General features: G+C 70.8%; 26 protein-coding genes. 6 read left to right on the plus strand and 20 right to left on the minus strand.

What is annotated here, in order from left to right:
• Window positions 1-16: 16 nt before the first annotated feature.
• The gene (locus ACTWQA_RS05850) at window positions 17-919 is read right to left on the minus strand and encodes a LysR family transcriptional regulator (protein WP_305916810.1); all 903 of its coding nucleotides are present in this window, start codon (window positions 917-919) and stop codon (window positions 17-19) included.
• Window positions 920-1010: 91 nt separating this feature from the next.
• Here ACTWQA_RS05850 and ACTWQA_RS05855 point away from each other — a divergent pair, with 91 nt between their 5' ends.
• On the plus strand, window positions 1011-2162 hold the full coding sequence (locus ACTWQA_RS05855) for an MFS transporter (protein WP_443158253.1): 1152 nt from the start codon (window positions 1011-1013) through the stop codon (window positions 2160-2162).
• Here ACTWQA_RS05855 and mutM read toward each other — a convergent pair.
• From mutM to ACTWQA_RS05895, 8 genes are all read right to left on the minus strand, one after another.
• Window positions 2101-2955 carry a bifunctional DNA-formamidopyrimidine glycosylase/DNA-(apurinic or apyrimidinic site) lyase gene (mutM, locus tag ACTWQA_RS05860; protein ID WP_443158254.1) on the minus strand — a complete coding sequence of 285 codons (855 nt, stop codon included), beginning with the start codon at window positions 2953-2955 and terminating at the stop codon, window positions 2101-2103. The genes ACTWQA_RS05855 and mutM overlap by 62 nt on opposite strands.
• 100 nt (window positions 2956-3055) lie before the next feature.
• The gene (gene rnc, locus ACTWQA_RS05865) at window positions 3056-3775 is read right to left on the minus strand and encodes a ribonuclease III (RefSeq protein WP_443158355.1); all 720 of its coding nucleotides are present in this window, start codon (window positions 3773-3775) and stop codon (window positions 3056-3058) included.
• Window positions 3776-3989: 214 nt separating this feature from the next.
• Window positions 3990-4169, minus strand: coding sequence for a 50S ribosomal protein L32 (gene rpmF, locus ACTWQA_RS05870; protein WP_033409409.1), 180 nt, complete (start codon window positions 4167-4169; stop codon window positions 3990-3992).
• Between the two features lies 1 nt (window position 4170).
• A complete protein-coding gene (locus ACTWQA_RS05875; RefSeq protein WP_305916610.1) occupies window positions 4171-4722 on the minus strand; it encodes a YceD family protein in 552 nt (183 codons plus the stop codon).
• 72 nt (window positions 4723-4794) lie between these two features.
• Window positions 4795-5271 (minus strand): pantetheine-phosphate adenylyltransferase, encoded by a 477-nt coding sequence (gene coaD, locus ACTWQA_RS05880; RefSeq protein ID WP_305916611.1) that lies wholly within the window; start codon window positions 5269-5271, stop codon window positions 4795-4797.
• A gap of 14 nt (window positions 5272-5285) precedes the next feature.
• On the minus strand, window positions 5286-5852 hold the full coding sequence (rsmD, locus tag ACTWQA_RS05885) for a 16S rRNA (guanine(966)-N(2))-methyltransferase RsmD (RefSeq protein WP_443158255.1): 567 nt from the start codon (window positions 5850-5852) through the stop codon (window positions 5286-5288).
• A gap of 488 nt (window positions 5853-6340) precedes the next feature.
• Window positions 6341-8533: an ATP-dependent DNA helicase RecG gene (recG, locus tag ACTWQA_RS05890; protein WP_443158256.1), complete on the minus strand. Its 2193-nt coding sequence runs from the start codon at window positions 8531-8533 to the stop codon at window positions 6341-6343.
• A 49-nt stretch (window positions 8534-8582) separates the two neighbouring features.
• On the minus strand, window positions 8583-10127 hold the full coding sequence (locus ACTWQA_RS05895; protein ID WP_443158257.1) for a DAK2 domain-containing protein: 1545 nt from the start codon (window positions 10125-10127) through the stop codon (window positions 8583-8585).
• Between the two features lie 271 nt (window positions 10128-10398).
• Here ACTWQA_RS05895 and rpmB point away from each other — a divergent pair, with 271 nt between their 5' ends.
• The gene (gene rpmB / locus ACTWQA_RS05900; protein ID WP_049556934.1) at window positions 10399-10584 is read left to right on the plus strand and encodes a 50S ribosomal protein L28; all 186 of its coding nucleotides are present in this window, start codon (window positions 10399-10401) and stop codon (window positions 10582-10584) included.
• 134 nt (window positions 10585-10718) lie between these two features.
• On the opposite strand, the gene thiD is transcribed toward rpmB, so the two are convergent.
• The 3 genes from thiD to ACTWQA_RS05915 form a co-directional block, all read right to left on the minus strand.
• A complete protein-coding gene (gene thiD, locus ACTWQA_RS05905; RefSeq protein ID WP_327589250.1) occupies window positions 10719-11522 on the minus strand; it encodes a bifunctional hydroxymethylpyrimidine kinase/phosphomethylpyrimidine kinase in 804 nt (267 codons plus the stop codon).
• A gap of 8 nt (window positions 11523-11530) precedes the next feature.
• Window positions 11531-12559 (minus strand): hypothetical protein, encoded by a 1029-nt coding sequence (locus tag ACTWQA_RS05910; protein ID WP_443158258.1) that lies wholly within the window; start codon window positions 12557-12559, stop codon window positions 11531-11533.
• Window positions 12560-13704: 1145 nt separating this feature from the next.
• Window positions 13705-14673 carry a thiamine-phosphate kinase gene (locus ACTWQA_RS05915; RefSeq protein ID WP_443158259.1) on the minus strand — a complete coding sequence of 323 codons (969 nt, stop codon included), beginning with the start codon at window positions 14671-14673 and terminating at the stop codon, window positions 13705-13707.
• A gap of 47 nt (window positions 14674-14720) precedes the next feature.
• Between ACTWQA_RS05915 and ACTWQA_RS05920 the strand changes: the two genes are divergently transcribed.
• Window positions 14721-14954 (plus strand): Lrp/AsnC family transcriptional regulator, encoded by a 234-nt coding sequence (locus ACTWQA_RS05920; protein ID WP_138666743.1) that lies wholly within the window; start codon window positions 14721-14723, stop codon window positions 14952-14954.
• A 16-nt stretch (window positions 14955-14970) separates the two neighbouring features.
• Entirely contained in the window at window positions 14971-15450 is a 480-nt protein-coding gene (locus ACTWQA_RS05925) for a DUF3515 domain-containing protein (protein WP_443158260.1), read from the plus strand.
• Between the two features lie 3 nt (window positions 15451-15453).
• On the opposite strand, the gene ACTWQA_RS05930 is transcribed toward ACTWQA_RS05925, so the two are convergent.
• The 3 genes from ACTWQA_RS05930 to ACTWQA_RS05940 are packed head-to-tail and all read right to left on the minus strand — an operon-like array spanning window position 15454 to window position 18334.
• Window positions 15454-16548: a D-alanine--D-alanine ligase family protein gene (locus ACTWQA_RS05930; RefSeq protein WP_443158261.1), complete on the minus strand. Its 1095-nt coding sequence runs from the start codon at window positions 16546-16548 to the stop codon at window positions 15454-15456.
• A 60-nt stretch (window positions 16549-16608) separates the two neighbouring features.
• Window positions 16609-17619 (minus strand): NAD(P)H-dependent glycerol-3-phosphate dehydrogenase, encoded by a 1011-nt coding sequence (locus ACTWQA_RS05935; protein ID WP_327589245.1) that lies wholly within the window; start codon window positions 17617-17619, stop codon window positions 16609-16611.
• 4 nt (window positions 17620-17623) lie between these two features.
• The gene (locus tag ACTWQA_RS05940; RefSeq protein ID WP_443158262.1) at window positions 17624-18334 is read right to left on the minus strand and encodes a lysophospholipid acyltransferase family protein; all 711 of its coding nucleotides are present in this window, start codon (window positions 18332-18334) and stop codon (window positions 17624-17626) included.
• 295 nt (window positions 18335-18629) lie between these two features.
• Here ACTWQA_RS05940 and cofC point away from each other — a divergent pair, with 295 nt between their 5' ends.
• Window positions 18630-19268, plus strand: coding sequence for a 2-phospho-L-lactate guanylyltransferase (cofC, locus tag ACTWQA_RS05945; RefSeq protein WP_443158263.1), 639 nt, complete (start codon window positions 18630-18632; stop codon window positions 19266-19268).
• 11 nt (window positions 19269-19279) lie between these two features.
• Here cofC and ACTWQA_RS05950 read toward each other — a convergent pair whose 3' ends face one another.
• Window positions 19280-20485 carry an MFS transporter gene (locus tag ACTWQA_RS05950; RefSeq protein ID WP_443158264.1) on the minus strand — a complete coding sequence of 402 codons (1206 nt, stop codon included), beginning with the start codon at window positions 20483-20485 and terminating at the stop codon, window positions 19280-19282.
• Between the two features lie 56 nt (window positions 20486-20541).
• Here ACTWQA_RS05950 and ACTWQA_RS05955 point away from each other — a divergent pair, with 56 nt between their 5' ends.
• Window positions 20542-20748 carry a hypothetical protein gene (locus ACTWQA_RS05955; protein WP_305916624.1) on the plus strand — a complete coding sequence of 69 codons (207 nt, stop codon included), beginning with the start codon at window positions 20542-20544 and terminating at the stop codon, window positions 20746-20748.
• A 73-nt stretch (window positions 20749-20821) separates the two neighbouring features.
• Here ACTWQA_RS05955 and ACTWQA_RS05960 read toward each other — a convergent pair whose 3' ends face one another.
• From ACTWQA_RS05960 to leuC, 4 genes are all read right to left on the minus strand, one after another.
• The gene (locus ACTWQA_RS05960) at window positions 20822-21121 is read right to left on the minus strand and encodes an HU family DNA-binding protein (RefSeq protein ID WP_305916625.1); all 300 of its coding nucleotides are present in this window, start codon (window positions 21119-21121) and stop codon (window positions 20822-20824) included.
• Between the two features lie 99 nt (window positions 21122-21220).
• Entirely contained in the window at window positions 21221-21448 is a 228-nt protein-coding gene (locus ACTWQA_RS05965) for a hypothetical protein (protein WP_443158265.1), read from the minus strand.
• On the minus strand, window positions 21427-22014 hold the full coding sequence (leuD, locus tag ACTWQA_RS05970) for a 3-isopropylmalate dehydratase small subunit (RefSeq protein WP_443158266.1): 588 nt from the start codon (window positions 22012-22014) through the stop codon (window positions 21427-21429). The genes ACTWQA_RS05965 and leuD overlap by 22 nt, the downstream gene beginning before the upstream one ends.
• A 12-nt stretch (window positions 22015-22026) precedes the next feature.
• Window positions 22027-23412 (minus strand): 3-isopropylmalate dehydratase large subunit, encoded by a 1386-nt coding sequence (leuC, locus tag ACTWQA_RS05975; protein ID WP_443158267.1) that lies wholly within the window; start codon window positions 23410-23412, stop codon window positions 22027-22029.
• Window positions 23413-23444 lie beyond the last annotated feature (32 nt).

Consider the following 23444-nt stretch of genomic DNA (forward strand, 5'->3'; position numbering starts at 1 on the left):
TTCCTCCCCTGAGGTCTCAGGCCACCAGGGCCTCCACCCCGAGCGCGTGCCCCGCCGCCGCCTCGTCGAACGCCCTGACCGCGGCCGTCTCCGCCGCCTTCACCCAAGCCAGCCCCAAGATCGACGGAGGCAGTCCCGTGACGGGGACGAAGCTTATGTCGGGACGCTCGTGGTGGGCCGCGGTGGGCGTGCAGAAGAGCATGCCGCCCCGGTCCAGCGCCACCTGGGTGAGGCCCTCCTGGGTGGTGGCGACCGCGCCGGCGCGGGGAATCGGACGTCCGGAAGGGGTCACGGAGGGCGCGACCCGCTCGCGCCACCAGCGCGGGGCCGGCCCCTCCACACCGATCAACGGCACGCAAGCCAGGTCCTCGGCGTCGATGCGCGCGCGGGCCGCCAGCGGATGGCGGGTGGAGAGGCCGAGCCGGTAGGAGACCCGGTTCAGCACCGCGCCCGTGGCCAGGTCGGGCTCGTCCACCGGCAGCAGCGTGAACGCGACGTCGACCTGCCCGGCGCGCAACTTGCTGAAGGGGTCGGAGAGGGGGATCTCGACCAGCTCCGCCTCGCACTCCGGGTGGCGGCCCTCGAAGGCCCGTACGCTGCCCGTGACGGCGTCCGTGGGCGTGGCCAGGAAGCCGACCCGCAGCACGCCGGTCACCTCGCGGGCGGCCGCCTTGGCGCGGCTCAGGGCGTTCGCCAGACCGTCGTAGGAGGGCCTCAGATCGGCCAGGAAACGCTCACCGAGGGGTGTCAGGTGGACGCGCCGGCTGGTGCGGTCGAAGAGCCTGCCGCCGATCCTGGTCTCCAGGGAGCGCACGAGCTGGCTCACCCGGCCCGGCGACAGGTAGAGGCGTTCGGCCGTACGCGCGAAGTGCAGCTCCTCGCTGAGAACCACGAAGCACTCCAGCTCCCTGAAGTCCATCTTCACCTCCGGACGATCGCTTAGCCTGCCTAAACCAAGCCTTCGGCCTTCGTCATTGTTCCCGTCGGGGCACGGCAGAAGGCTGGGGCGCATGACGACAACCCTTGTCTCCACCCCTGTGCGGGCGCGCTGGCTCGCCGTGTCCTCGCTGGCGCTGGGCACCTTCACGCTCGTGACCAGCGAGATGCTGCCTGTCGGCCTGTTGACCTCGATCGCCGCCGACCTCGGCGTGTCCGCCGGCACGGCCGGGCTCACGATGTCGGCGCCCGGGCTGGTCGCCGCGGTCTCCGCCCCCGTGCTGGCGGTCGCCACCCGCCGGTTGGACCGCCGTACCGTGCTGCTCGGGCTGATGGCGCTGCTGGCGGTGGCCAACCTGGCGGGCGCGCTGGCGCCGAGCTATCCGCTCATGCTGGCCGCCCGGGTGATCACCGGGGTGAGCATCGGCGGCTTCTGGGCGTTCGCGGCCGGGCTCGGGACGCGGCTGGCGCCGGAGCGGCACGTCGGGCGGGCCACATCGATCATCCTGTCCGGGGTGTCGGTGGCGTCGGTGCTGGGAGTGCCGGCGGCGACGTTCGTCTCGTCGTTCGCGGGCTGGCGCACGGCGTTCGCGGCGATGGGCGTGCTCGCCCTGGCCCTGCTCGCGCTGCTGGCCGCGACGGTGCCGCCGTTGCCGGGCGAGGCCCGCGGCGCCCGTGCCGGGAGGGTCTCCGGGCCGCTGAAGGTCGCCCTGGTCCTGACGGTCCTGATCGTGTCCGGCCACTTCGCGGCCTACACCTATGTCCGTCCGTTCCTGGAGGAGGTGGCGCACGCCGGTCCCGCGCTCGTGAGCACGGCGTTGCTGGTGTACGGGGCCGCGGGCGTGCTCGGCAACTTCGCCGCCGGTGCCCGGGCGGCCAGGAACCCCCAGCCGGTCCTGATCACGCTGGCCGCCCTCATGGCCCTGGCCACGGCGGCGCTGCCGCTGATCGGCCTGCCGCTGCCCGCGCTCGTGGTGTGGGGGCTCGGCTACGGCGGCGTGGGCGTCACGCTGCAGCTGTGGATCATGCGGGAGGGCGGCGGCGAGCTGGGCACGGCGCTGTTCGTCGCCGCTTTCAACGCCTCCATCGCGCTCGGCTCGTTCGCCGGCGGCCGGATCGTGGACGGTGTGTCGATCTCCGCGGTGATGGGAGTGGCAGCCGCGCTCAGCGTGCTGGCCGCGGCCGTCGCTGGCAGGTGGGGCAGGAGTAGGACGACCGGTTCATGAACGCCTCCCGCCTGATCGGGGTGCCGCAGCGGGAGCACGGCAGGTCGCGGCGGCCGTAGACCTCCAAGGAACGGTCGAAGTAGCCGCTCTCGCCGTTGACGTTGACGTACAGGCTGTCGAACGATGTGCCGCCCTGGTGCAGGGCGGCGGCCATGACCGTGCGGACGGCGGCGAGCAGCTCGTGGATCTTGGGACGGGTGAGCGTGTGCGTGGGTCGGGCCCAGTGCAACCTGGCGATCCACAGCGCCTCGTCGGCGTAGATGTTGCCGACGCCGCTGATCAGCGACTGGTCGAGCAGCGCCCGTTTGATCTCGGTGTGCTTGGCCCTGAGCCTGCGGGTGAACTCGGCCTCGTCGAACGCCGGCTCGAACGGGTCGGGGGCGATGTGCGAGATCGGCTCGGGCACGCCGCCCACCAGGGAGGTGATCATGACGTGGCCGAACGTCCGCTGGTCGACGAAACGCAGGTCGAGGCCGCCGTCGGCGAAGCGGAGGCGTACCCGCAGATGCTTCTCCGGCGGCGCGTCCTGGTCCACGACGAGCAGCTGGCCGCTCATCCCCAGGTGGGCCATGAGAGCCTCTTCCGCCCCGGACAGCGGCAACCACAGGTATTTGCCGCGGCGCTCGGCGGACACCACCGCGCGGCCCTTGAGCCGCGCGGCGAACTCATCGGCTCCGGGCACGTGACGCCTGACGGCGCGAGGGTGGAACACCTCCGCCGCCGCGATCTCGCGGCCGGCGACCCACTGCGCGAGACCGCGCCTGACGACCTCGACCTCCGGCAACTCCGGCAACCCGCACCTCGACTCTCTGATGCCCCGAACCGATCAGGACCCTCGAGGGTCCTGAGGGACGTCGCGCACCCGCCGCCGGGCCGTGTGACGGCTGATCGGCTCAGCCGGCCGGCTGGCTCTCCCGCTGCTCGCGCCGGGCCCTGATCCGGGTCCACGCCGCCTCGGCCGCCTGCTGCTCGGCCTCCTTCTTGCTGCGCCCGGTGCCCGAGCCGTAGGACTCGCCGCCGACCCGCACCATGGCCGTGAACGACTTGGCGTGATCGGGGCCGCTCTCCTCGACGTGGTATTCGGGCACCCCGAGCGCCTCGGAGGCGGTCAGCTCCTGCAGCGAGGTCTTCCAGTCGAGCCCGGCGCCGAGCGAGGCCGAGCGCACGATCAGCGGATCGAACAGCAGGTGCACGACCCGGAACGCCTCGCCCAGCCCCTTGTCGACGTAGATCGCGCCGATCAGGGCCTCCAGCGTGTCGGCCAGGATCGACGACTTGTCGCGGCCGCCCGTGCCCTCCTCGCCCCTGCCGAGCCGGAGGAACTTGCCCAGGCCCAGGTTGCGGGCCACATCCGCGAGAGCGCGCATGTTGACCACCGCCGCCCGCAGCTTCGCCAGCTGGCCCTCGGGCAGGTCGGGGTGGTTGCGGTAGAGGGTGTCGGTGACGACCAGGCCCAGCACCGAGTCGCCCAGGAACTCCAGGCGCTCGTTGGTGGGCAGGCCGCCGTTCTCGTACGCGTAGGAGCGGTGCGTCAGCGCCCGCTCGAGAATGTCGTGGTCGAGACCGACCGACAGAACCCGCTCCAGCTCGTCTCTGGCGACCTCCACGGCCACCGGCTTAGGACCTGCGCCCACGTGCTTCCTCCTCGGACATCTTCACATGGCGCGACGACTGCGGAAGATGCCCGAAAACGTGGTGGGCGTCGGGGTAACGCGTAGCCCCGGCGTCCACCACGGCCGCGGGCGAGCCGCTGCCGTACGCATCTGAGACGGTAACGCCGACCGAGGCACAATGGCACCCGGTCGGCATCACGTCAACTGTTGCGGATCAGGCGGACGGCTCGATGACCTGACGACGGTTGTAGGTGCCGCAGGTGGGGCACGCGATGTGCGGCTGCTTCGGCGAACGGCACTGCGGGCAGCTCACCAGGGCGACGGCAGTCGTCTTCCACTGGGAGCGACGGGCGCGGGTGTTGCTCCGCGACATCTTTCGCTTCGGGACGGCCACGTCACTTCTCCTGATCGTTATCTTTGTCGGTAACCAGACCTTGCAACGACGCCCAGCGGGCGTCGATCTTCTCGTGCCGGTGATCGTCGCCGGCCTCGGCCAGCTTGATCCCACACTCCACGCAGAGCCCCTCGCAATCCTCGCGGCACACCGGGCTCAGCGGCAGTGCGAGCACCACCGCGTCGCGGAACGTCGGCTCGAGGTCGAGCAGCTCACCGTCGAGCAGTGAGTCCTCCTCCGAGGCGTCCTCGTCGGAGTAGAAGAACAGCTCCTGCAGGTCCACCTCGATGTCCGAGGAGACCGGATCCAGGCAGCGCGCGCACTCCCCGGCGAGCGGGGCCTGCGCTGTGCCGGACACGAGCACGCCTTCCATCACTGCTTCGAGCCGGAGATCCAGCTCGACTTCGGCGTCCTTGGGGACACCGATCATGTCGACGCCGAGATCCGCCGGTGCCGGGAGGGTCAGAGTCATCTGCCGCATCGTGCCCGGCCGCTTACCCAGGTCATGAGTGGAGATCACCCACGGGGAGCGGGGGTCGAGGTGCTGAGTCATCCTGCTCTCGCTAGGCGTGGCGAAAAGAATCGCCGTCGTACAAGGCCGAAATGAAAGGATAGCAGGTCGAAGTCAGCCCCTGAGCCGCTCGATGAGCAGCTTGTGAACGAGGTCCGGCACCAGGCCCGAGACGTCCCCGCCATACCGGGCGATCTCCTTCACCCGGCTGGAGGACAGGAACGAGTATTCGGGGTTCGTGGGCATGAACAGCGTCTCCACCCCGGACAGGCGGTAGTTGAGCTGGGCCATCTGCAACTCGTAGTCGAAGTCGCTGACCACCCTGATGCCCTTGACGATGGCGGGGATGCCGTTCTGCTTGCAGAAGTCCACCAGCAGGCCGTGGAACTTCCGAACCTTGACGTTGTCGAATTCCTTGGTCACGGTCTGCAGGATCTCGATGCGTTCATCGACCGTGAACAGGCTGCTCTTCTCGACGTTGATGAGCACGGCCACGGTCACCTCGTCATACAGGCGGGCCGAACGGCCGATGATGTCGAGGTGACCATTGGTGATGGGGTCGAACGACCCCGGGCAGACTACGCGGCGCAAGACGCCTCCCAGGTCTACGGGTTCCCGGCGGCGCGACCGTACCAAACAGACGCTTCGCCATAGCGACGGACCCTCTCCTCAACGTACCCTTCGGGCCACACCAGGATCTTTCCCCTGCTTTCCCTCTCGAACGCCACCAACCCCTCCTCGACCAGCCAGCCGTTGTCACGCAACAACTCCAGGACCGCGAGCACCTCGGCGTCGGAGACGGCGTAGGGCGGGTCGGCGAAGACGATGTCGTACGGGGCGTCCGGAGTCTTGGCCAGGACCCGCACCACCTTGTCGGCCACCACGTGGGCGCCATCGAGGCCCAGGGACTGGACGTTGGCCTTGATCGTCCTTACGGCCTTGGGGTCGGACTCGACCATCACGGCCTCGGCGGCTCCGCGTGACAGCGCCTCCAGGCCGATCGCGCCCGAGCCGGCGTAGAGGTCCATGACCCGGGCGTCGTGGAGTCCGTACAGTGAATCGAGCGTCAAAAAGATCCCTTCTCGCGCCCTGTCGCTGGTCGGTCTCGTCCCGCGCCCCGGCGGGACGGTCAACCGCCGCCCACCCGCGCTCCCCGCGATGATCCGAGTCATGTGCCCCATTCTTTCGCATGTTCAGGCAGGTCAAGAGTGGACAAGTGTCTGCCTCAAGTGCGCAAGGGTGATTCACATTGGTGCGGCGGGCCCGCATGATGAGTCTGCGGCCTTCAAGGTGACCCACATGAAGGTCGACCGGCGTGATCGTGAGCCCTTCCGCACGCCGGTTCCCTCGGCACCTGACCCGAGGGTGGGCCCAGCCGGGGACGGCATTCGGGGGGAGGCCGTCCCCGCGGCTGGGGCGCTTTCTTTTCTTTCTTTTACGCGGTGACGTGGTCCGCCACTCTCGCTACTTCGGCTGAGGGCCCTCCAGGAAACGGCCTCTGATCCCTTCACCGGTGGTCCGCCGTTACGCGAGCCCATCTTGACCGGGCTCCGTGGTTCCCATCCGATCGCCGCACGCGCCGGTCCCCATCGCACGCCTCCTCGCCGCATCGGTGCCCAAGACCCGCGCCCCGCCTGGCCCGATCCGGCGCCGCGTCGTGTCAGGTCTTCTCCAGGTAATCGGCTCGTTCGTCCTCCAGGAGCCGGTCGATCTCGGCTCTCAGTCCCTCGTGGGTCGTGAGGTCCGGGTCTTCGGTCAGGAGGGCGGAAGCCTCCTCTCTGGCGGTGGCGATGACGTCCTCGTCGCGCAGGAGTTGCAACAGCTTCAGTGACGAGCGCTTGCCCGACTGGGCCGCGCCCAGGACGTCGCCCTCACGTCGTTGTTCCAGGTCCACTCGGGACAACTCGAAGCCGTCCAGGGTGGCGGCCACCGCGTCCAGGCGGAGGCGGGCCGGGGTGCCCTCGGGGAAGTCGGAGACCAGGAGGCACAGGCCGGGCAGGCCGCCGCGGCCCACTCGGCCACGCAACTGGTGGAGCTGGGAGACGCCGAAGCGGTCGGCGTCCATGATGATCATGACGGAGGAGTTGGGCACGTCGACGCCCACCTCGATGACCGTCGTGGCGACCAGGACGTCGAGCTCGCCGCGGGTGAAGGAGCGCATGATCGCGTCCTTCTCCTCCGGCGGCAGCTTGCCGTGCAGGGTGCCGACGCGCAGATCGTGGAAAGGACCCTGGGTGAGCAGCTCGGCCACGTCCAGGACGGCCAGCGGCGGGCGGCGCTCGTCCTCGCCCGAAGCGCCTCCTGACGCGACGACCCCCATGTCGCCCTCGTCGCCCTCCAGGTCGCCGATGCGCGGGCACACGATGTAGGCCTGCCGCCCCAGTGCCACCTCCTCACGGACCCGCTCCCAGGTGCGCTCCAGGTAGTGGGGCTTCTCCGCGGCCGGCACGACGTGCGTAGTGATGGGGGCGCGGCCCGACGGAAGCTGGGACAGCGTCGAGACCTCCAGGTCGCCGAAGACGGTCATGGCGACCGTGCGGGGGATCGGGGTTGCGGTCATGACCAGGACATGCGGGCGCCCGTCCCCCGCCTTCTCGCGCAACGCGTCGCGCTGCTCGACCCCGAAGCGGTGCTGCTCGTCGACCACGACCAGCCCAAGGTCGGCGAACTGCACGTGCTCCTGCAGCAGCGCGTGCGTGCCGACGACGATCCCGGCCGTGCCCGAGGCGGCGTCGAGCAGGGCGGAGCGCCGGGCGGCCGCGCCCATGGAGCCGGTCAGCAGCGTGACCGCCGTCCCGCCGAACATGCCGCCCTGCGCCAGGTCGCCCAGCATGGTGCTGATCGAGCGGTGGTGCTGCTGCGCGAGCACCTCCGTGGGGGCCAGGAGCGCGGCCTGTCCGCCCGCGTCGACCACCTGCAACATCGCGCGCAGCGCCACCACCGTCTTGCCCGCGCCGACCTCGCCCTGCAGCAGCCGGTGCATCGGGTGCTCGCGTGCGAGGTCGTCGGCGATCTCCTCGCCCACCTGCGCCTGCCCCTCCGTCAGCGAGAACGGCAGCCGCTCGTCGAACGCCGCCAGCAGCCCGTCGCCCCGCCTGGGCCGCGGCTTGGCGGGCCAGGCGGTGGCCGCCTGGCGGCGTTGCAGCAGCACGGCCTGCAAGACGAACGCCTCGTCGAACTTCAGCCGTTTGCGTGCCCGCCCCACCTCGGCGAAGTCTTTCGGCCGGTGGATGGCCACCAGCGCGTCGGCCAGCGGCTGCAGGCTTTGGCGCACCCGCAGCTCGGCGGGCAGCGGGTCGTCCAGCGGGCCGAGCGTGTCGAGCACGATGCCGACCGCGCGCCTGATCGCCCACGGCGTCAGGTCCTTGCCCGCCGGGTAGATCGGCACCGGCGCCGCCGCGAACTCCTCCGCGCTCCCCTCGCTCTCCTCGAACAGCTCGAACTCCGGGTGCGCGAGCTGCCAGCGCGGCCTGCCCCGCCCCCCGAACAGCCCCACTTTGCCCGCGAACATGCCGCGCCGCCCCGGCTTCAGGCGTGACTCGGCCACAGGAGAGCCCTTGCCGAAGAACGCCAGGTAGATCTTGTTGCCGTCGCCGTCGACGACCTCGACCTCCAGCCAGGTGCCGCCGCGGTTGCGCATGGGCTTGCGCATGAGCCTGGTCACCTCGCCGACCACGGTCACGTGCTCGTCCACCTCGAGCGCGTCCAGCGCGGTCAGCTCGCCGCGCTCGGCGTAGCGGCGCGGATAGTGGCGCAGCAGGTCACCGACCGTCTCCAGGCCGAGCACGCTGTGCAGCAGCTTGGCGGTCTTCGGGTCGAGCGCCTTCGTCAGAGGCTCGTCGAAACGGCTCACGGCATTAAGTTCTACCGCCTGCGGCCGACAGGAATCCCGTTCACGCGGCTTACTCCACACCGATCAGCAGCGGGTAGCCGCCCTGCTCGCCGTCGTAGACCACTAAGTCCACGTCCAGTCGGGTACGTCGCAGGTGCTCCTCGACGCCGGCGGCCAGGCCCGCGGGCGCCTCGGCACCCGTCACCAGCGTCACCAGCTCGCCGCCGCCGGCCACCATCCTGTCCACGATCATCGTGGCCACCCGCTCCAGAGTGCCGCCGATCAGCGCCACGTCGCCCTCGATCATGCCCAGCACGTCGCCGGGACGGCACACCCCGGCGCTCGTGAAGGCCTCCCTGTCGGCCACCGTGACGTGCCCGTACCTGGTCTGGCTCGCCGCGTCGGTCATCGCCACCACATCGTCGTCGAAGCGGCGCAGTGGATCGTGCACGGCCAGCGCCGCCAGCCCCTGTACGGTCGCCTTGGTGGGCAGCACGCTGACGGTGACGCCGTCCTCGCGGGCGATCTCGGCCGCCGCGGCGGCGACGGAGCCGACGCCGTCGTCGTTCGGCAGGACCGCGACCTCGCTGCCGGCCTGCCTGATGGCGGCCAGCAGGGCGGGGAGCGCGGGCCGGGCGCCGGGCGCGCGGCGTACGACGACGGCCCCGCACTCCTCGAACAACGCCGCGATCCCTTCTCCGGCGGCGACCGCCACCACGCCCCTGCCGGCGCTGCCGCGATGGGTGCGCTCGGCCAGGTAGGTGATCTTGATCCGGTGCGGTCGTCCCGCCCGCAGCCCGGCCTCGACGGCGGGACCGGCCTCGGCCACGTGGACGTGCACGTTCCACAGCCCTTCGCCGCCCACCACGACGAGCGAGTCGCCCATGGCGTCGAGCTCTTCGCGCAGCCGGGCCACCGCCCGGTCGTCGGCGTCCAGCAGGTACATCACCTCATAGCCCGCCCCGACCTCGGTCATCGGCGCCACCCGCGTGGTGGGCGGGGGCACGTCGTAGTGGTCGGCGTACGAGTCAGTGATCACTGCGGCCAGGGTCTCCAGCACGATCGCCGCGCCTGCGCCGCCCGCGTCCACGACGCCGCTGCGGGCCAGCACGTCGAGCTGATCCGGAGTACGTCCGAGCGCCGCCCGCGCCTCCCCCGCTGCCTGCCGCGCCACCTCGTGCAGGTCCCCGTCCACATCCTGTACGGCCCGCGCGGCGGACTCCAGCACGCTCAGCACCGTGCCCTCGACCGGCCTGGCCACCGCCTCCCTGGCCAGCACGGCGGCCCTGAGCAGCCCGGCTCGCAGGTCGTGGCCGTCCTTCAGCACCTCGGCGAGACCGCGCAGCGCCTGGCTGACGATCACGCCGGAGTTGCCCCGGGCCCCGACCAAGGCGCCGTACGAGAGCGTCTGCCACACCACGGCCGCGTCCACGTCATCGGGCAGCGACTCGACGGCCTCGGCCGCGGACAACAGGGTCAGGTGCAGGTTGGTGCCGGTGTCGCCGTCGGCGACCGGGAACACGTTGAGGGCGTCGATCTCCGTCCTGGCCCGGCCCAGGGCGTCGGCCGCCAAGCGGGCCCAGCGGCGCACCGCGGGCGGGTCGAGGATCTTCATCTGCGTCCTCCGACTGTGTCCCCGACCAACCGACCCCGGCCGACCGCATCCCGGCTGGCCGGCCGGCCCGAATGCGCTACTGTTGTTGGAGGAGAATATCTCTGCGCAGGGGCCAAGTGGAGTGTGCGTCAGCACTCGGTCCAGCGCTCCGGTTCGCGCCCAACGGTATGGATCGGATATTCTCGTCTGGCTAGCCGGTTGTCCCGGCATGCCCTCCGCCCGGAAAGCATCAGCGGACAGGGCTATATCGACTGTTTTAAGGAGCGATACCGTGGCTTCCGTCTGCGATGTCTGCCGCAAGGGCCCGACCTTCGGCAACAATGTGTCCCACTCGCACCGCCGCACCCGCCGTCGTTGGAACCCCAACATCCAGACGGTTCGCGCGGTCATCGGCGGCACGCCGAAGAAGCTGAACGTGTGCACCTCGTGCATCAAGGCGGGCAAGGTCACCCGCTAGTCCACACTTTCGCGCAAGCCCGTCGCTCCTGAGGGAGTTGCGGGCTTGCGCATTTTCGTCCCCAGCCCGGATGTCCACAGCCCGGTCATGCTCAGCCCAGAGGCGCCCCCACCCGGGGTGCCCCATGCTGCTGGTCAGCGCCAGTGCCAGGCGTGGTCCACCGGGCCGATGCCCGCGCCCAGGGGGAATCCGCGGGCGATCGCACCCGTCACGTACTCCTTCGCCTTCCCCACCGCCGCGGGCACGTCGTCGCCCAGCGCGAGCCGGGAGGCGATGGCCGAGGCCAGTGTGCAGCCCGTGCCGTGGGTGTGGCGGTTGTCTAGGCGCTCGGCGGCGAAGCGGTATTCGCTCGTGCCGTCCGTGAGCAGGTCCACGGGCGCGCCGGGCAGGTGGCCGCCCTTGATCAGCGCCCACGTGGGCCCCAGCTCCAGTACGGCGTCCGCCGCCCGCCGGAGCCCGTCCTCGTCCTCGACCTTGACCGAGGTGAGCTGCTCCACCTCCCACAGGTTCGGCGTGGCCACGGTGGCCACAGGCAGCAGCCGGGTCCGCACCGTCTCGACGGCCTCGGGCGCCAGCAGCGGGTCGCCGTGCTTCGACACCCCGACGGGATCGACCACCACCGGCGCGGCATAGCCGCCCAGCACGTCCGCCACGAGCTCGACCAGCGCCGGAGAGGCCAGCATGCCGGTCTTGACCGCCTGGGCGCCGATGTCGCCGAGCACCGAGTCGAGCTGCGCCCGCACGGCTTCGGGCGGCAGCTCCCAGTAGCCCTGGACACCGAGCGAGTTCTGCGCGGTCACGGCCGCGATGACGCTCATGCCGTGGACGCCCATGGCCAGCATGGTCTTCAGATCGGCCTGGATGCCCGCGCCGCCCCCTGAGTCGGAGCCGGCGACGGTCAGCACGCGTGGAGGGGTCGAAACCGTCATGTCCCCCATCCAACCATTCAGCTGACTACGCACTCCCCGCCGACCATGCCGCAGGCCTGGGCCTCCTGGCCGCGCCCTGTGGCGGTGAACGAGACCTTGGCCGAGTCACCCACAGCCAGCGACCCCGACAGGTCCAGGATCAGCAGGTCGCCGTCCTGCGTCCACTCGGCGCCGCTCACGCTCAGCACCTGGCCCTCGACGGGCACGGAGACCGTGGGATTGTCCAGCTTCTCCTGTGAGGTGTTCGAGAGCGTCATGTCGGCTCTGTAGGTGGTCAGGCGCTGGTTGATCGTCTGCTTGACGTTCAGCGCGCCTGCGCTTCCGCCGGAGTTGAGCGTCCCCGCATCGGCAGTGGGCTGCGGCGTGGCGCTGACGGTCGCCGTGCCGCCCTCGTCCAGCGCCGACGGGTCGTCACTAGGCGAAACGGTCACGCCGTCCTCAACGGGCGCCTCCGACGACTGTGTCGGCGTGGGCGTGGGCGTGGTGGTTTTCTTCACCCTGGTCTTGGTCGGCGTCGGCTTGGCCGAGGTGGTGCGCCGCGGCGTGCGGGGGACGTACGAGGCCGTCGGCGTCGGGGTCTCGGAGGGCGTGGTCTCCTCCTCGACCGGCTCCTCCTCGGGCTCGGTCTCGGTCTCCTCCGGGGCGGGGTCGGAGACCGCGGGGCCCGGTTGCCCGCTGGTGGTCTGTGCGGCCGCACACGTGGTGCCCTCGCACTTGGCGGGGGCGCCGGAGGAGCTCATGAGTTTGACGCCGGCCACGGTGCCGCCGAGCACGACGGCCACGGCCGCCACCGACAGCAGCGCCACCCGGCCCTTGCCGGCTCCGGAGGCGGGGGCGGGCACCTCGTCGTCGCCACGGCCACCACCACGACCGCCCTTGCGGCGGCCGCGGCGGCCCTTGTGCTCCTCCGGCTCGTACGGGCCGGAGTCAGCCGACCAGCCGGAGCCCAGGAACCCGGTCTCGGTCTCCGCCCAGGCCGGGGCCTGCACGGCCGTCGGCTCGCCAGCCACCTTGATGTCGCCCGGCTCGGGCGGATCGCCGGCCACGGCCCCGAAGCCCGGGGTCCGATCGAACCTGGCCGTACGATCCGCGGGCCCGCCAAAGGCGCCATCACGGCCGTCAGGTCCATCGAACGCGCCGTCGCCACCATCCGGCCCGCCGAAGGGACGGTCGCCACCATCCGGCCCGCCGAAGGGACGGTCGCCGCCATCCGGCCCGCCGAAGGGACCGTTGCCACCGTCCCTGCCGTCAAAGGGGCCATTGTGACCACTGTGGCCACGTGGGCCGTCGAAGAAATCGTTGCGGCGGTCCGGGCCGTCGAATGGCCCTGGGCTGTCGAAGGGTCCTGGGCTGTCGAAGGGTCCCTGGCCGCCGAAGGGGCCGGTTGCGTCGGCTGGTCCATCGAAGGGGCCGGTCCCGCCCCCGGGTGTGTTGAAAGCGCCCGGTCGATCCGCCGGGCCGTCGAAGGCTCCTGGACGTCCGGGGCCCGGCGCGCCGAAGCCGCCAGGGCCATCGCCTGGCCTGGGCCCGTGGGGCCCGCCGGGGCGATCGAAGGCTCCGGTAGCGGGACCGCCGAAGACCTCGGGGCCGTGGGGGGCGTTGAAACCGCCGACCGGCCCCGCGCCACCGGCGCCGCTCGCCGGCCCTGGAGGGCCGAAAGACCCTGCCGGCCCTGGAGTGCCGAAAGAGCCTGGAACGTTTGAAGGGCTGGGACCACCTGGGAAGCTCGACTCGTTCGGGGCGCCTGGACCGCGGCGGTCGGGAGGCGAGTCCCACTCCGGCGGGCGGGTGAACGCACCCGTCGTCTCGAAAGGCCCGGCCTGCTCGTCATACGGGCTCGGCGGCTGCGCGAAGGCGCCGGTGGTCTCGAACGGCTCGGGCTGCGCTCCGCGCGCCGGCGGCTCGCCTTCCCTCCGTGGCATCGGGGCCCACTGCCCCGTCACCTCGGGCCGGTCCGGCAGCGACGGCCAACCAGGCGGCTCGTCCTGCTCGTCAGGACCCCAGAATGCGCTGCCGCTCCCCCATTCATCCCCGTCGTCGGATCCACCTGTGCCGTGGCGGCCCATGGCTGCCCTTTCTGCCGGTTACAGTGGCCGCCAATCTTCATAACACCTTTGATACGCCGTTGTCACAGCAATCCCACTAGTCATACCACAAATCGGGCAATTATCACTCAAATCGGGACAGATCGTTACCGAAAGTGATCCCACCCGCCGTGTCCTATCTCACGCCCATAGACCAGTACGCCGTCACCCTCGACCACCCGGCCCACGACATGCCACGACGCCGGCAGCCGTACCCCTTGGGGGAACACGGCCGCGAGCGCGTGATCCTCGCCCCCCGTGAGCACCCACTCCAGCGGATCGACTCCGAGTTCCTTGGCCGCCGCGGCCACCGGCTCCCCGATGGCGAACGCCTGCGGATCCAGCTCCACCCGCACCCCGCTGGCCTTGGCGACGTGGCCGAGGTCCTGCAGCAGCCCGTCGCTGACGTCGAGCATCGCGGTCGCGCCCAGCTCCGCCGCCCGCGGACCCTCCGCGTACGGGGGACACGGCCGCCGATGCGCGGCCACGACCTCCTGGAGCGCGGCGGAGTCCACCGGCGCGCCGGCGTCGAGCAGCGCCCACCCTGCGGCGGCGTACCCGAGCCGTCCCGAGACCGCCACAACCTGCCCCGGCGCCGCACCGGCACGGGTGACGGGCGGCCGCCCGCCCAGGTCCCCCAGCGCGGTCACCCCGAGGACCACCAGGTCACAGCGGGTGATGTCGCCGCCGGCCACGCTCGCGCCGACCACGGCGCACTCGTCGCGGATCCCGTCGGTCAGCGCGTCCAGCCACGCCACCGGCAGGTCCGCCGGCATCCCGAGCCCGACCACGATGCACGTGGGCGTCGCCCCCATGGCGGCCACGTCCGCGAGGTTCTGCGCGGCGGCCTTGCGACCCACGTCATAACCACTGGACCAGTCCCGGCGAAAGTGTCTACCCTCGATCAGCAGATCCGTGGACACCGCCACGCGCCCGTCAGGCGCACCGATCACCGCGGCGTCGTCACCCGGGCCCAGCATCACTGCCGCGCCCTGGGGCAGACGTCCGGTAATACGATTTATCGCTCCGAATTCGCCGAGATCTCCGACTGTGATGACGCACCTCCTGACGCACACAGGGTACGGTGGCCCTTCGGCGTGATCCAATCGCCTGGGAGGACGTAATGGTGCAGGCCTACATCCTTATTCAGACCGAGGTCGGCAAGGCCGCTGCGGTGGCTCATGAGATTTCCGGGATTCCTGGGGTCACTCAGGCTGAAGACGTGACGGGCCCCTACGACGTGATCGTCCGCGCGGAGGCCCGCAACGTCGACGAACTGGGCAAACTCGTCGTGGCGCAGATTCAGGCGGTGGACGGGATCACGCGTACTCTTACGTGTCCGATCGTTCACATCTGAGGGTAGTAGTCGTCGCATGCGTGCCGCCGCCATCCTGCTCGTTCTCCTAGCACTCGCCGGTTGCGGCGGCACCGTGCAGGTCGAGCCGCCCGCGCCGCAGGGCCAGGCGGCAGCCGCCTGCGACAAGCTGGCACCCCTCCTGCCCCAGACGCTCGACGGGGCGCCGCGCAGCACGTCCACGCCGGAGTCGCCGTACGTGGCCGTCTGGGGCGACGGCGTCATCGCGTTGCGTTGCGGCGTGCCCCGGCCGGCCAGGATGGCGCCCACCGACCAGCTGCAGGAGATCGACGGCGTCGGCTGGTTCCCCGATCCGGAAAAGCCCGCGTTGTTCACCGCCGTGACCGACTCCGCGTATGTGGAGGTCACGGTCGGCGGCGAGCACACCGCCGCCGAGGTGCTCGCTGACCTGTCCAAGCCGATCGCCCAGATCGCGCCCCAGGCCGCCGGCGGCGGACCCGCGGACTCCACCATCTTTTACACGCTCTCCCCCCGCTGACCGTCAGCGCAGCCCTGGCGACCGGGACAGCGCGAGCTGGATGAGCCGGTCCACCAGCGCCGGATACGGCAGCCCCGTCGCGGCCCAGAGCTGCGGCGCCACCGACAGCGACGTGAACCCCGGCATCGTGTTGATCTCGTTGAAGACCAGCTTGCCGTCAGGCGTGTAGAAGAAGTCCACCCGTGCGAGACCTTCGCAGTCGAGCGCCTCGAACGCCCGCACGGCCATGGCCCGCAGCTCCTCGGCCGTCTCCGCCGGGAGGTCGGCGGGCACGGTCAGCGACATCTGGTCGGGGTAATATTTCGCCTCGAAGTCGAAGAATTCCTGCCCGCCCTCGACCTTCACCTCGCCGGGCAGCGACGCGGCCGCGGGCTCGTCACCGAACGACTCCAGCACCGCGCACTCGATCTCACGCCCCTCGATCGCGGCTTCGATGAGCACCTTGGGGTCGTGCTGCCTGGCGAACTCGACGGCCTCCGCCAGCTGCTCCCGGTCGTGCGCCTTGGAGATGCCCTGCGAGGAGCCGGCCCTGGCGGGCTTGACGAACACCGGCCAGCCGAGCTCCTCCGCCTCCTTCAGCACGAGCTCGCGGTTGGTCCGCCAGTCCCGGTCACGTACGACCACGTAGGGGCCGGTCGGCAGCCCAGCCGCGGCCATCACGGTCTTCATGTGGGCCTTGTCCATGCCGACCGCGCTGGCCAGCACGCCGGAGCCGACGTATCGCACCCCGGCCATCTCCAGCAGCCCCTGGATCGTCCCGTCCTCGGCGAACGGCCCGTGCATCACGGGGAACACCACGTCGACCGAGCCGAGCTCCACGGGGATGCTGCCCGGGTCGTACGCCACCAGCGAGGGGCCGCCGGACGGCAGCGCCAGCGCCGCGCCCGAGCTGTCGACGACCGGCAGCTCGCCGCCCTCGATGGCGAAGCGCTGGTCGGAGGCGGCCAGCACCCACCTGCCGTCCTGGGCGATCCCGATCGGGATCACCTCATATTTGCTCCTGTCGATCACATCCAGCACGCTGCCCGCGCCCATCAGGGACACGGCATGCTCGGAATTGCGACCTCCGAAAACGACGGCGACGCGTGGCTTGCTCATGGTGTCCGAATCTACCGGGGTGTCCGCAGGACAGCGAGCCAAGCACGCCGCGAGCACAGATCAGAGGCCATATCGCTCCGGCTTGGGCGATCGCGACATGAGCAGCATCCCCGCCTCTGCCGGGGACATGCCGTCGTGCACGACGCCGACGACGACCTCGGTGATCGGCATCTCCACGTCGTGTTTCCTGGCCAGCGCCAGCACCGACTCGCAGGACTTGACGCCCTCGGCGGTCTGCTTGGTGGCGGCGATCACCTCCGCCAGCGTCATGCCCCGGCCCAGGTTTTCGCCGAACGTGCGGTTGCGCGACAGCGGCGAGGTGCAGGTGGCGACCAGGTCACCCATCCCGGCGAGCCCCGAGAACGTGTGCGGGTCGGCCCCCAGCGCGGCGCCCAGGCGGGAAATCTCGGCCAGCCCTCTGGTGATGAGCATGGCGCTGACGTTGTCGCCCATGCCCATGCCCGCGGAGACACCCACGGCCAGCGCGATGACGTTCTTCACCGCACCGCCGAGCTCGACGCCGACCACGTCGGGGTTGGTATAGGGGCGAAACCACGGCGGCAGGTGGCAGATCGCTTGCAGCCGTTCGGCCACGGACAGGTCCGTGCAGGCCGCGACCGTCGCGGCGGGCTGGCGCTGGGCGATCTCCAGGGCGAGGTTGGGACCCGAGATCACCGCGACCCGCTCCTCCGGCACCTCGGCGACCTCGCGGATCACCTCGCTCATGCGCTTGGTCGTGCCGAGCTCGATGCCCTTCATCAGGCTGACCAGGATCGCGCCCGGAGGGAGGTGCTCGCGCCAGCGGGCCAGGTTGGGCCGGAGCTGCTGTGACGGCACGGCCAGCACCACGAACTCCGCCCCGTCCAGCGCCCGCGCCGGGTCGGTGGTGGCCCGCAGCGACTCGGGCAGGGGGATGCCGGGCAGGTAGTCCGGATTCGTGTGGGTACGGTCGATCGCCTCGGTCAGCTCCCGCCTGCGGCCCCACAGCGTGACCTCGTTGCCGGCCTCCGCCAGGATCATGGCGAACGTGGTCCCCCACGAGCCCGTGCCGAACACGGCCACCTTTGTCATGCCATCACCGCCCAGCCGGATCATACGGCGTCTCGGGGCCCTTCTCGCCACGCAGCTCGGCCAGCTGCTCGGTGATCGCCGCCATGATGTCGGCCGTCGCCTCGCGCAGCACGCCGGCCTGCAGCGGCTGGCCCGCGTACTTCGACAGATCCACCGGCGGGCCCACCGTCACGCGGAACGTCTTGCGCGGGAACAACCTCGGCTTCTTCTCCCCGTACGGCAGCAGCTCCTGCGCGCCCCAATGGGCCACCGGGATGACCGGGGCGCCGCTCTCCAGCGCCAGCCGGGCCGCGCCCGTCTTGCCCACCATGGGCCACAGGTTGGGATCACGGGTGCAGGTGCCCTCGGGGTAGAACAGGATCGCGCACCCGTCGTCGAGCCGCTGGGCCGAGGCGCGCAGCGACCTGGCCGCCTCGCTGCTGCCGCGATCGACCGGGATGGCCAGCAGGGCCGTCACCGCCTTGCCCAGGAAGGGCACCTTGAACAGGGCCGACTTGGCGAGGATGACCGGCCAGCGCCCGTTGTTGTAGAGGAAGTGGGACAGCAGGACCGGGTCCGTCCAGGAGAGGTGGTTCGTCGCGATGATCACGCCACCGGTGCGGGGGATGCGCTCGCCGTGCCGCCAATCCCGCTTGACCAGGAGCCGGGACAGCGGTTTCACGATGATCACTGCCAGGGTTTCCCAGAAACGCGATGGTCGCGTGGGGCGGCTCATGGTTTCCTCCTCCGGTCTGCGCCCCAAGTCTCCCGGTTGGCCGCGGGGGGCGCGATGCTTAAGCGCTGCGATTCTCTGTGCCCACCTAAGTATTTCCGGCAAATCGGGCGGGCGGGACCGCGGCGGGGCGGCCTCCCACAGGCGTGTCCATCAGCCCCTCGGCCGATCCCGCGTTAGCGTAATCGCCGCAACACCCGCGCAGACAGCGTGGTCAGTTTGTTGAACCAACACAGCCACGAAGAGATCGTGGCAGAGCCTTAGGTTTCGTAGCGACTATGAGAAACGGTTCCACCCTATGAACATCCGATGGTCGCTGGTGATCCCGGTGAAGACGCTGGTCGCGGCGAAGACTCGGCTGGCGGCGGCGACGGGCCCGCATCGCACCGAGTTCGCCGTGGCCGTGGCCAGTGACACCGTCGCGGCGGCGCTCGCCTGCCCGCCGGTGGCACGGGTGATCGTGGTGACGGCCGACCCGGCCGCCGCAGGACCGCTGGCGGCGCTGGGCGCCGACGTGGTGCCCGACCCCGACCGGGGCCTGAACACCGCGCTGCGTACGGGCGCCGCCCACGCCGCACGCGTGGCGTCCGGCGACGCGGTGGGCGCGCTCCAGGCGGACCTGCCCGCCCTGCGGCCGGCGGAGCTGGAGGTGGCGCTGGCGGCGGCGGCCGAGTTCGACCAGTCCTTCGTGCCGGACGCGCTCGACGTCGGCACGACCTTCTACGGGGTACGTCCCGGTGTGGCCTTCTCGCCGCGGTTCGGCGGGGAGTCGCGGGCCAAGCACCTGGCCGGTGGGGCGAAGGAACTGTCCGTGCCGGGCATCGACTCGGTCAGGCGCGACGTGGACACGCCCGACGACCTGCGCGCGGCCGTCGCGCTCGGGCTGGGGCCGCACACAGCCGCCGTGGTCGCCCGGCTGTGGCCCGAGTCGCCCTGAACCTGAGGCCGTCATCGAGCGGCCGCGCGGGTGATCCCCGGAGCGAGGACGACGGCGAGATACGACAGGGCGACCCCGGCGATGCCCGCGGCGAAGGCCGCGTACCCGCCGAGCCACTCCCCCAGCGCGCCGCCGGCCAGCCCGCCCAGGGGCATCGCGCCCCACATGAGGAAGCGCATGCTGGCGTTGACCCGGCCGAGCAGGCGTTCGGGGGTGATGCGCTGGCGGTGGCTGAGCTGGGCGATGTTGAACACCACGGCGGCGGCGCCGGCCAGGGCCGAGAAGACGGGGAAGGTCAGCAGTCGCCATCCCGGTCCGGTAGCCAGGGCCGGCAGGTAGAGCACCATCGTCGCCAGGGCGGAACCATAGAGGGTCGGGCCGACTCCCCACCTGGCCGCCAGCCGGGCTGCCAGCGGCGCGCCGGCCAGGGCGCCGACGGCGGAGGCCGACAGCAGGAGGCCGTAGGCGGTAGCGCCGACGCCCAGCTCCGCCACCAGATACAGCGGAGAGCCGACCGCGCCGGCGCCGAGCGCAAGCCTGGTGAGCGCCCCACCGATGGCGATCCGGCGCAACACGGGGTCCCGGACGACGAAGGCGATCCCCTCGGCGACCTCCGATCGCCACCCCCGCCCGCGCTCCTCTGCCGGTCCCCGCCCCTCCTCGGCCCGTACCCCGGCGAGCAGGAACCCCGACACGACGTAGCCGAGCGCGTCGGCGAGCAGGGCGAACGGGGCCGTCAGCGCGGTGACCAGCCAGCCGCCCAGCCCAGGCCCCGCCAGCACGGACATCTGCCTGGTGACCTCCAGCCGGCCGTTGGCGCGTTCGAGCCCCTCCTTGGGAACGATCGCCGGGAGGAAGCTCATCTGCGCCACGTCGAAGAACACCGTGCCCACGCCCAGCACCAGCGCGACGGCGTACAGGTGCGGCAACGTGAGCACGCCCAGCCAGGCGGCGGCGGGGACGGTCAGCAGCGCGACGCCTCTGGCCAGGTCGGCCCAGACGAGGATCGGACGGCGGCGTGCCCGGTCCACCCAGACGCCGGCCGGCAGCCCGATCACCAGGAACGCCACCATCTGGGCGGCCGACAGCAGGCCCAGCTCGAAGCCTCCGGCGTCCAGCGCGAGCAGGGCGGTCAGCGGCAGTGCGACGACCGTGACCTGCGTGCCCAGTTGGGTGACGCCGTTGGCCCAGGTGAACCGCCGGAAGTCGCCCCGCATACTCGGCGATCCTCGCGTGCTCGCCGGGCCGGGGCAAACGCTTTAGGCTGGTCTGCGTGCAGGCGACGGTACGCACCTTTGACGAGGCCACGCGGTCAGGCACGGTCTTCCTGGACGACGGGACCGTGCTGGAGTTCGGCACGTCGGCCTTCGACGCGGGCCCGCTGCGGCTGCTGCGCTCGGGGCAGCGGGTGAATCTGGCGATGTCGGGCGACGAGATCACCTACATCACGCTCTCGACCTTCCCGGTCCCGAACCCGTAGGTCCCCGGCCGTAGCCGGTCCCGGAAATGCGGACGCCCGGACCGCGGGGTCCGGGCGTGCTGGTCCGCTGGATTTACTTCTTCTTGCCGACTTTCCGCCCGCCCGCGTTCACCAGCTCCTTGAAATCAGAGCCGGGCCGGAACTTCGGCCCCCAGCTCTCCGGAACGTTGATTTCCGCGCCGGTCGACGGGTTCCTCGCCGTGCGGGCGGGCTTGTGCACCATCTCGAACGCGCCGAAGCCCGTGATCGAGACCTTGTCGCCGCTCGCCACGGCCTTCTGGACGGCGTCGATGACCGCGTTCACGGCCTCGGTGGCCGTCTTCCTGTCCCCCACCCGATCCGCGATGGCCTCGACGAGTTCTCGCTTGTTCATGAAAGTCCTGCTCCCCCAGTTATGGCTCGGGGTTCCAGCTCACGAGTTCAACGTAGAAACCCCTTACGCGCTTGAAAGTAGGCGGGATCGCGAAGGAACTCAATCACCGAGCGTGTTTTCGTCATTGCGTGGCGTGTCGAGTGCGCTCAAGAAGGCCTCGAGCCGGGCGGACGCCCTTTCCGGGTCACGCTTGGCCAGGTCACAGATGGCGAGATAGCGGCGGGCCAGCCGCTCCTTGTCGCTGGCGGGCAGCATGCGGACGCGGCGGTGCGCCTCGCGCAACCGCCGCGCCAGTTCGTCGTCTTCTAGACGGTCCTCGGCAGCCATGGCTGCCGACCATTCTCGTACGCCCCGACATCCTCGGCATGACGCAGGGTCAGCCCGATGTCATCGAGGCCTTCCATGAGCCGCCAGCGCGTGTAGTCGTCGATCTCGAAAGACAGGACCTCGTCCGCCCAGCGCACCTGGCGTTCGGCCAGGTCAACCGTGATCTCCAGCTTGGGGTCCGCCTCGACGGCCGACTGCAGGGCCTCGACCTTGTCGCCGGGCAGGATGACCGGCAGCAGGCCCATCTTGGTGGAGTTGTTGCGGAAGATGTCGCCGAAGCGGGCAGCGATGACGACCCGGAAGCCGTACTGCTGCAGCGCCCAGACGGCGTGCTCGCGGGAGGAGCCGGTGCCGAAGTCGGGGCCGGAGACGAGGATCGTGCCGCCCTCGTAGGCGGGGTCGTTCAGGACGAACGTCGGGTCCTCGCGCCAGGCGGCGAACAGGCCCTTCTCGAAGCCGGTGCGGCTGACCTGCTTGAGCCAGACGGCCGGGATGATCTGGTCGGTGTCGACGTTGCTGCGGCGCAGCGGCACCGCCGTACCGGTGTGGGTGGTGAAAGCGTCCATCTGTCTGTTTCCTTACAGGTCGGCGGGAGCGGTCAGGCGGCCGGTGACGGCGGTCGCGGCGGCGACCTGCGGCGACACCAGGTGGGTACGGCCACCCTTGCCCTGGCGGCCCTCGAAGTTGCGGTTGGAGGTCGAGGCGCTGCGCTCGCCCGGCTGGAGGGTGTCAGGGTTCATGCCCAGGCACATCGAGCAGCCGGCCTCGCGCCACTCGGCGCCCGCGGCCTTGAACACCTCGTGCAGGCCCTCCTGCTCGGCCTGCAGCTTGACCAGCATCGAGCCGGGCACGATCAGCGTGCGGGTCTTCACCTGACGGCCGCGCAGGATCTCGGCGGCCGAGCGCAGGTCCTCGATGCGGCCGTTGGTGCACGAGCCGACGAACACCGTGTCGACCTCGATCTGGCGCAGCGGCGTGCCGGCGGTCAGGCCCATGTACTCCAGGGCCCGCTCGGCGGCCGAGCGCTCGACGGGGTCGGAGAAGCTCTCCGGCGACGGAACGGACGCGCCCAGCGGCAGGCCCTGGCCGGGGTTGGTGCCCCACGTGACGAAAGGCGTCAGCGTCGAGGCGTCGATCTCCACGACCTTGTCGAACACGGCGTCGTCGTCGGTGCGCAGCGTCTTCCAGTATTCGACGGCCTGGTCCCACGCCTCGCCCTCAGGCGCGTGCGGGCGGCCCTTGAGGTAGGCGAACGTGGTCTCGTCCGGCGCGATCATGCCGGCCCGGGCGCCAGCCTCGATCGACATGTTGCAGACCGTCATGCGGCCCTCCATGGAGAGCTTGCGCACGGCCTCACCGCGGTATTCGACGATGTAGCCCTGCCCGCCGCCGGTGCCGATCTTGGCGATGATGGCCAGGATCAGGTCCTTGGCGGTGACGCCGACGGGCAGCTCGCCGGAGACCTCGATGGCCATCGTCTTGGGCCGGTAGGCCGGCAGCGTCTGCGTGGCCAGCACGTGCTCGACCTCGGAGGTCCCGATGCCGAACGCGATGCCGCCGAACGCGCCGTGCGTCGAGGTGTGAGAGTCGCCACACACGATGGTCATGCCCGGCTGGGTCAGGCCGAACTGCGGGCCGATGATGTGCACCACGCCCTGCCCGGCGTCGCCCATCGGATGGAGCCTGATGCCGAACTCGGCCGCGTTCTTGCGCAGGGTCTCGACCTGGGTCTTGGACACCGGGTCGGAGATCGGGCCGAGCACGGTCGGCACGTTGTGGTCCTCGGTGGCGATCGTGAGATCGGGTCGTCGCACCTTCCGGCCGGCGAGACGGAGCCCGTCGAACGCCTGCGGACTGGTCACCTCATGAATGAGGTGCAGGTCGATGTAGAGCAGGTCAGGTTCGCCCTCGGCACGCCTGACGACGTGTTGCTCCCAGACCTTCTCGGCCAGTGTGCGGCCCATGATCTCTCCTCCTTGAGAACTTCCCTCCGACT

The organism is Nonomuraea sp. 10N515B (assembly GCF_052245915.1).
In the GTDB taxonomy this organism is placed as follows: Bacteria; Actinomycetota; Actinomycetes; order Streptosporangiales; family Streptosporangiaceae; genus Nonomuraea.

Bases quoted from the DNA above. Each gene is read 5' to 3' on its own strand.
- ACTWQA_RS05850 (WP_305916810.1), bottom strand. From the start codon at position 919: ATGGACTTCAGGGAGCTGGAGTGCTTCGTGGTTCTCAGCGAGGAGCTG.
- ACTWQA_RS05855 (WP_443158253.1), top strand. From the start codon at position 1,011: ATGACGACAACCCTTGTCTCCACCCCTGTGCGGGCGCGCTGGCTCGCC.
- ACTWQA_RS05875 (WP_305916610.1), bottom strand. From the start codon at position 4,722: ATGACTCAGCACCTCGACCCCCGCTCCCCGTGGGTGATCTCCACTCAT.
- rsmD (WP_443158255.1), bottom strand. From the start codon at position 5,852: ATGACTCGGATCATCGCGGGGAGCGCGGGTGGGCGGCGGTTGACCGTC.
- ACTWQA_RS05895 (WP_443158257.1), bottom strand. From the start codon at position 10,127: ATGAAGATCCTCGACCCGCCCGCGGTGCGCCGCTGGGCCCGCTTGGCG.
- thiD (WP_327589250.1), bottom strand. From the start codon at position 11,522: ATGGGGGACATGACGGTTTCGACCCCTCCACGCGTGCTGACCGTCGCC.
- ACTWQA_RS05920 (WP_138666743.1), top strand. From the start codon at position 14,721: ATGGTGCAGGCCTACATCCTTATTCAGACCGAGGTCGGCAAGGCCGCT.
- ACTWQA_RS05925 (WP_443158260.1), top strand. From the start codon at position 14,971: ATGCGTGCCGCCGCCATCCTGCTCGTTCTCCTAGCACTCGCCGGTTGC.
- ACTWQA_RS05930 (WP_443158261.1), bottom strand. From the start codon at position 16,548: ATGAGCAAGCCACGCGTCGCCGTCGTTTTCGGAGGTCGCAATTCCGAG.
- ACTWQA_RS05935 (WP_327589245.1), bottom strand. From the start codon at position 17,619: ATGACAAAGGTGGCCGTGTTCGGCACGGGCTCGTGGGGGACCACGTTC.
- ACTWQA_RS05940 (WP_443158262.1), bottom strand. From the start codon at position 18,334: ATGAGCCGCCCCACGCGACCATCGCGTTTCTGGGAAACCCTGGCAGTG.
- cofC (WP_443158263.1), top strand. From the start codon at position 18,630: ATGAACATCCGATGGTCGCTGGTGATCCCGGTGAAGACGCTGGTCGCG.
- ACTWQA_RS05950 (WP_443158264.1), bottom strand. From the start codon at position 20,485: ATGCGGGGCGACTTCCGGCGGTTCACCTGGGCCAACGGCGTCACCCAA.
- ACTWQA_RS05960 (WP_305916625.1), bottom strand. From the start codon at position 21,121: ATGAACAAGCGAGAACTCGTCGAGGCCATCGCGGATCGGGTGGGGGAC.
- ACTWQA_RS05965 (WP_443158265.1), bottom strand. From the start codon at position 21,448: ATGGCTGCCGAGGACCGTCTAGAAGACGACGAACTGGCGCGGCGGTTG.
- leuD (WP_443158266.1), bottom strand. From the start codon at position 22,014: ATGGACGCTTTCACCACCCACACCGGTACGGCGGTGCCGCTGCGCCGC.
- leuC (WP_443158267.1), bottom strand. From the start codon at position 23,412: ATGGGCCGCACACTGGCCGAGAAGGTCTGGGAGCAACACGTCGTCAGG.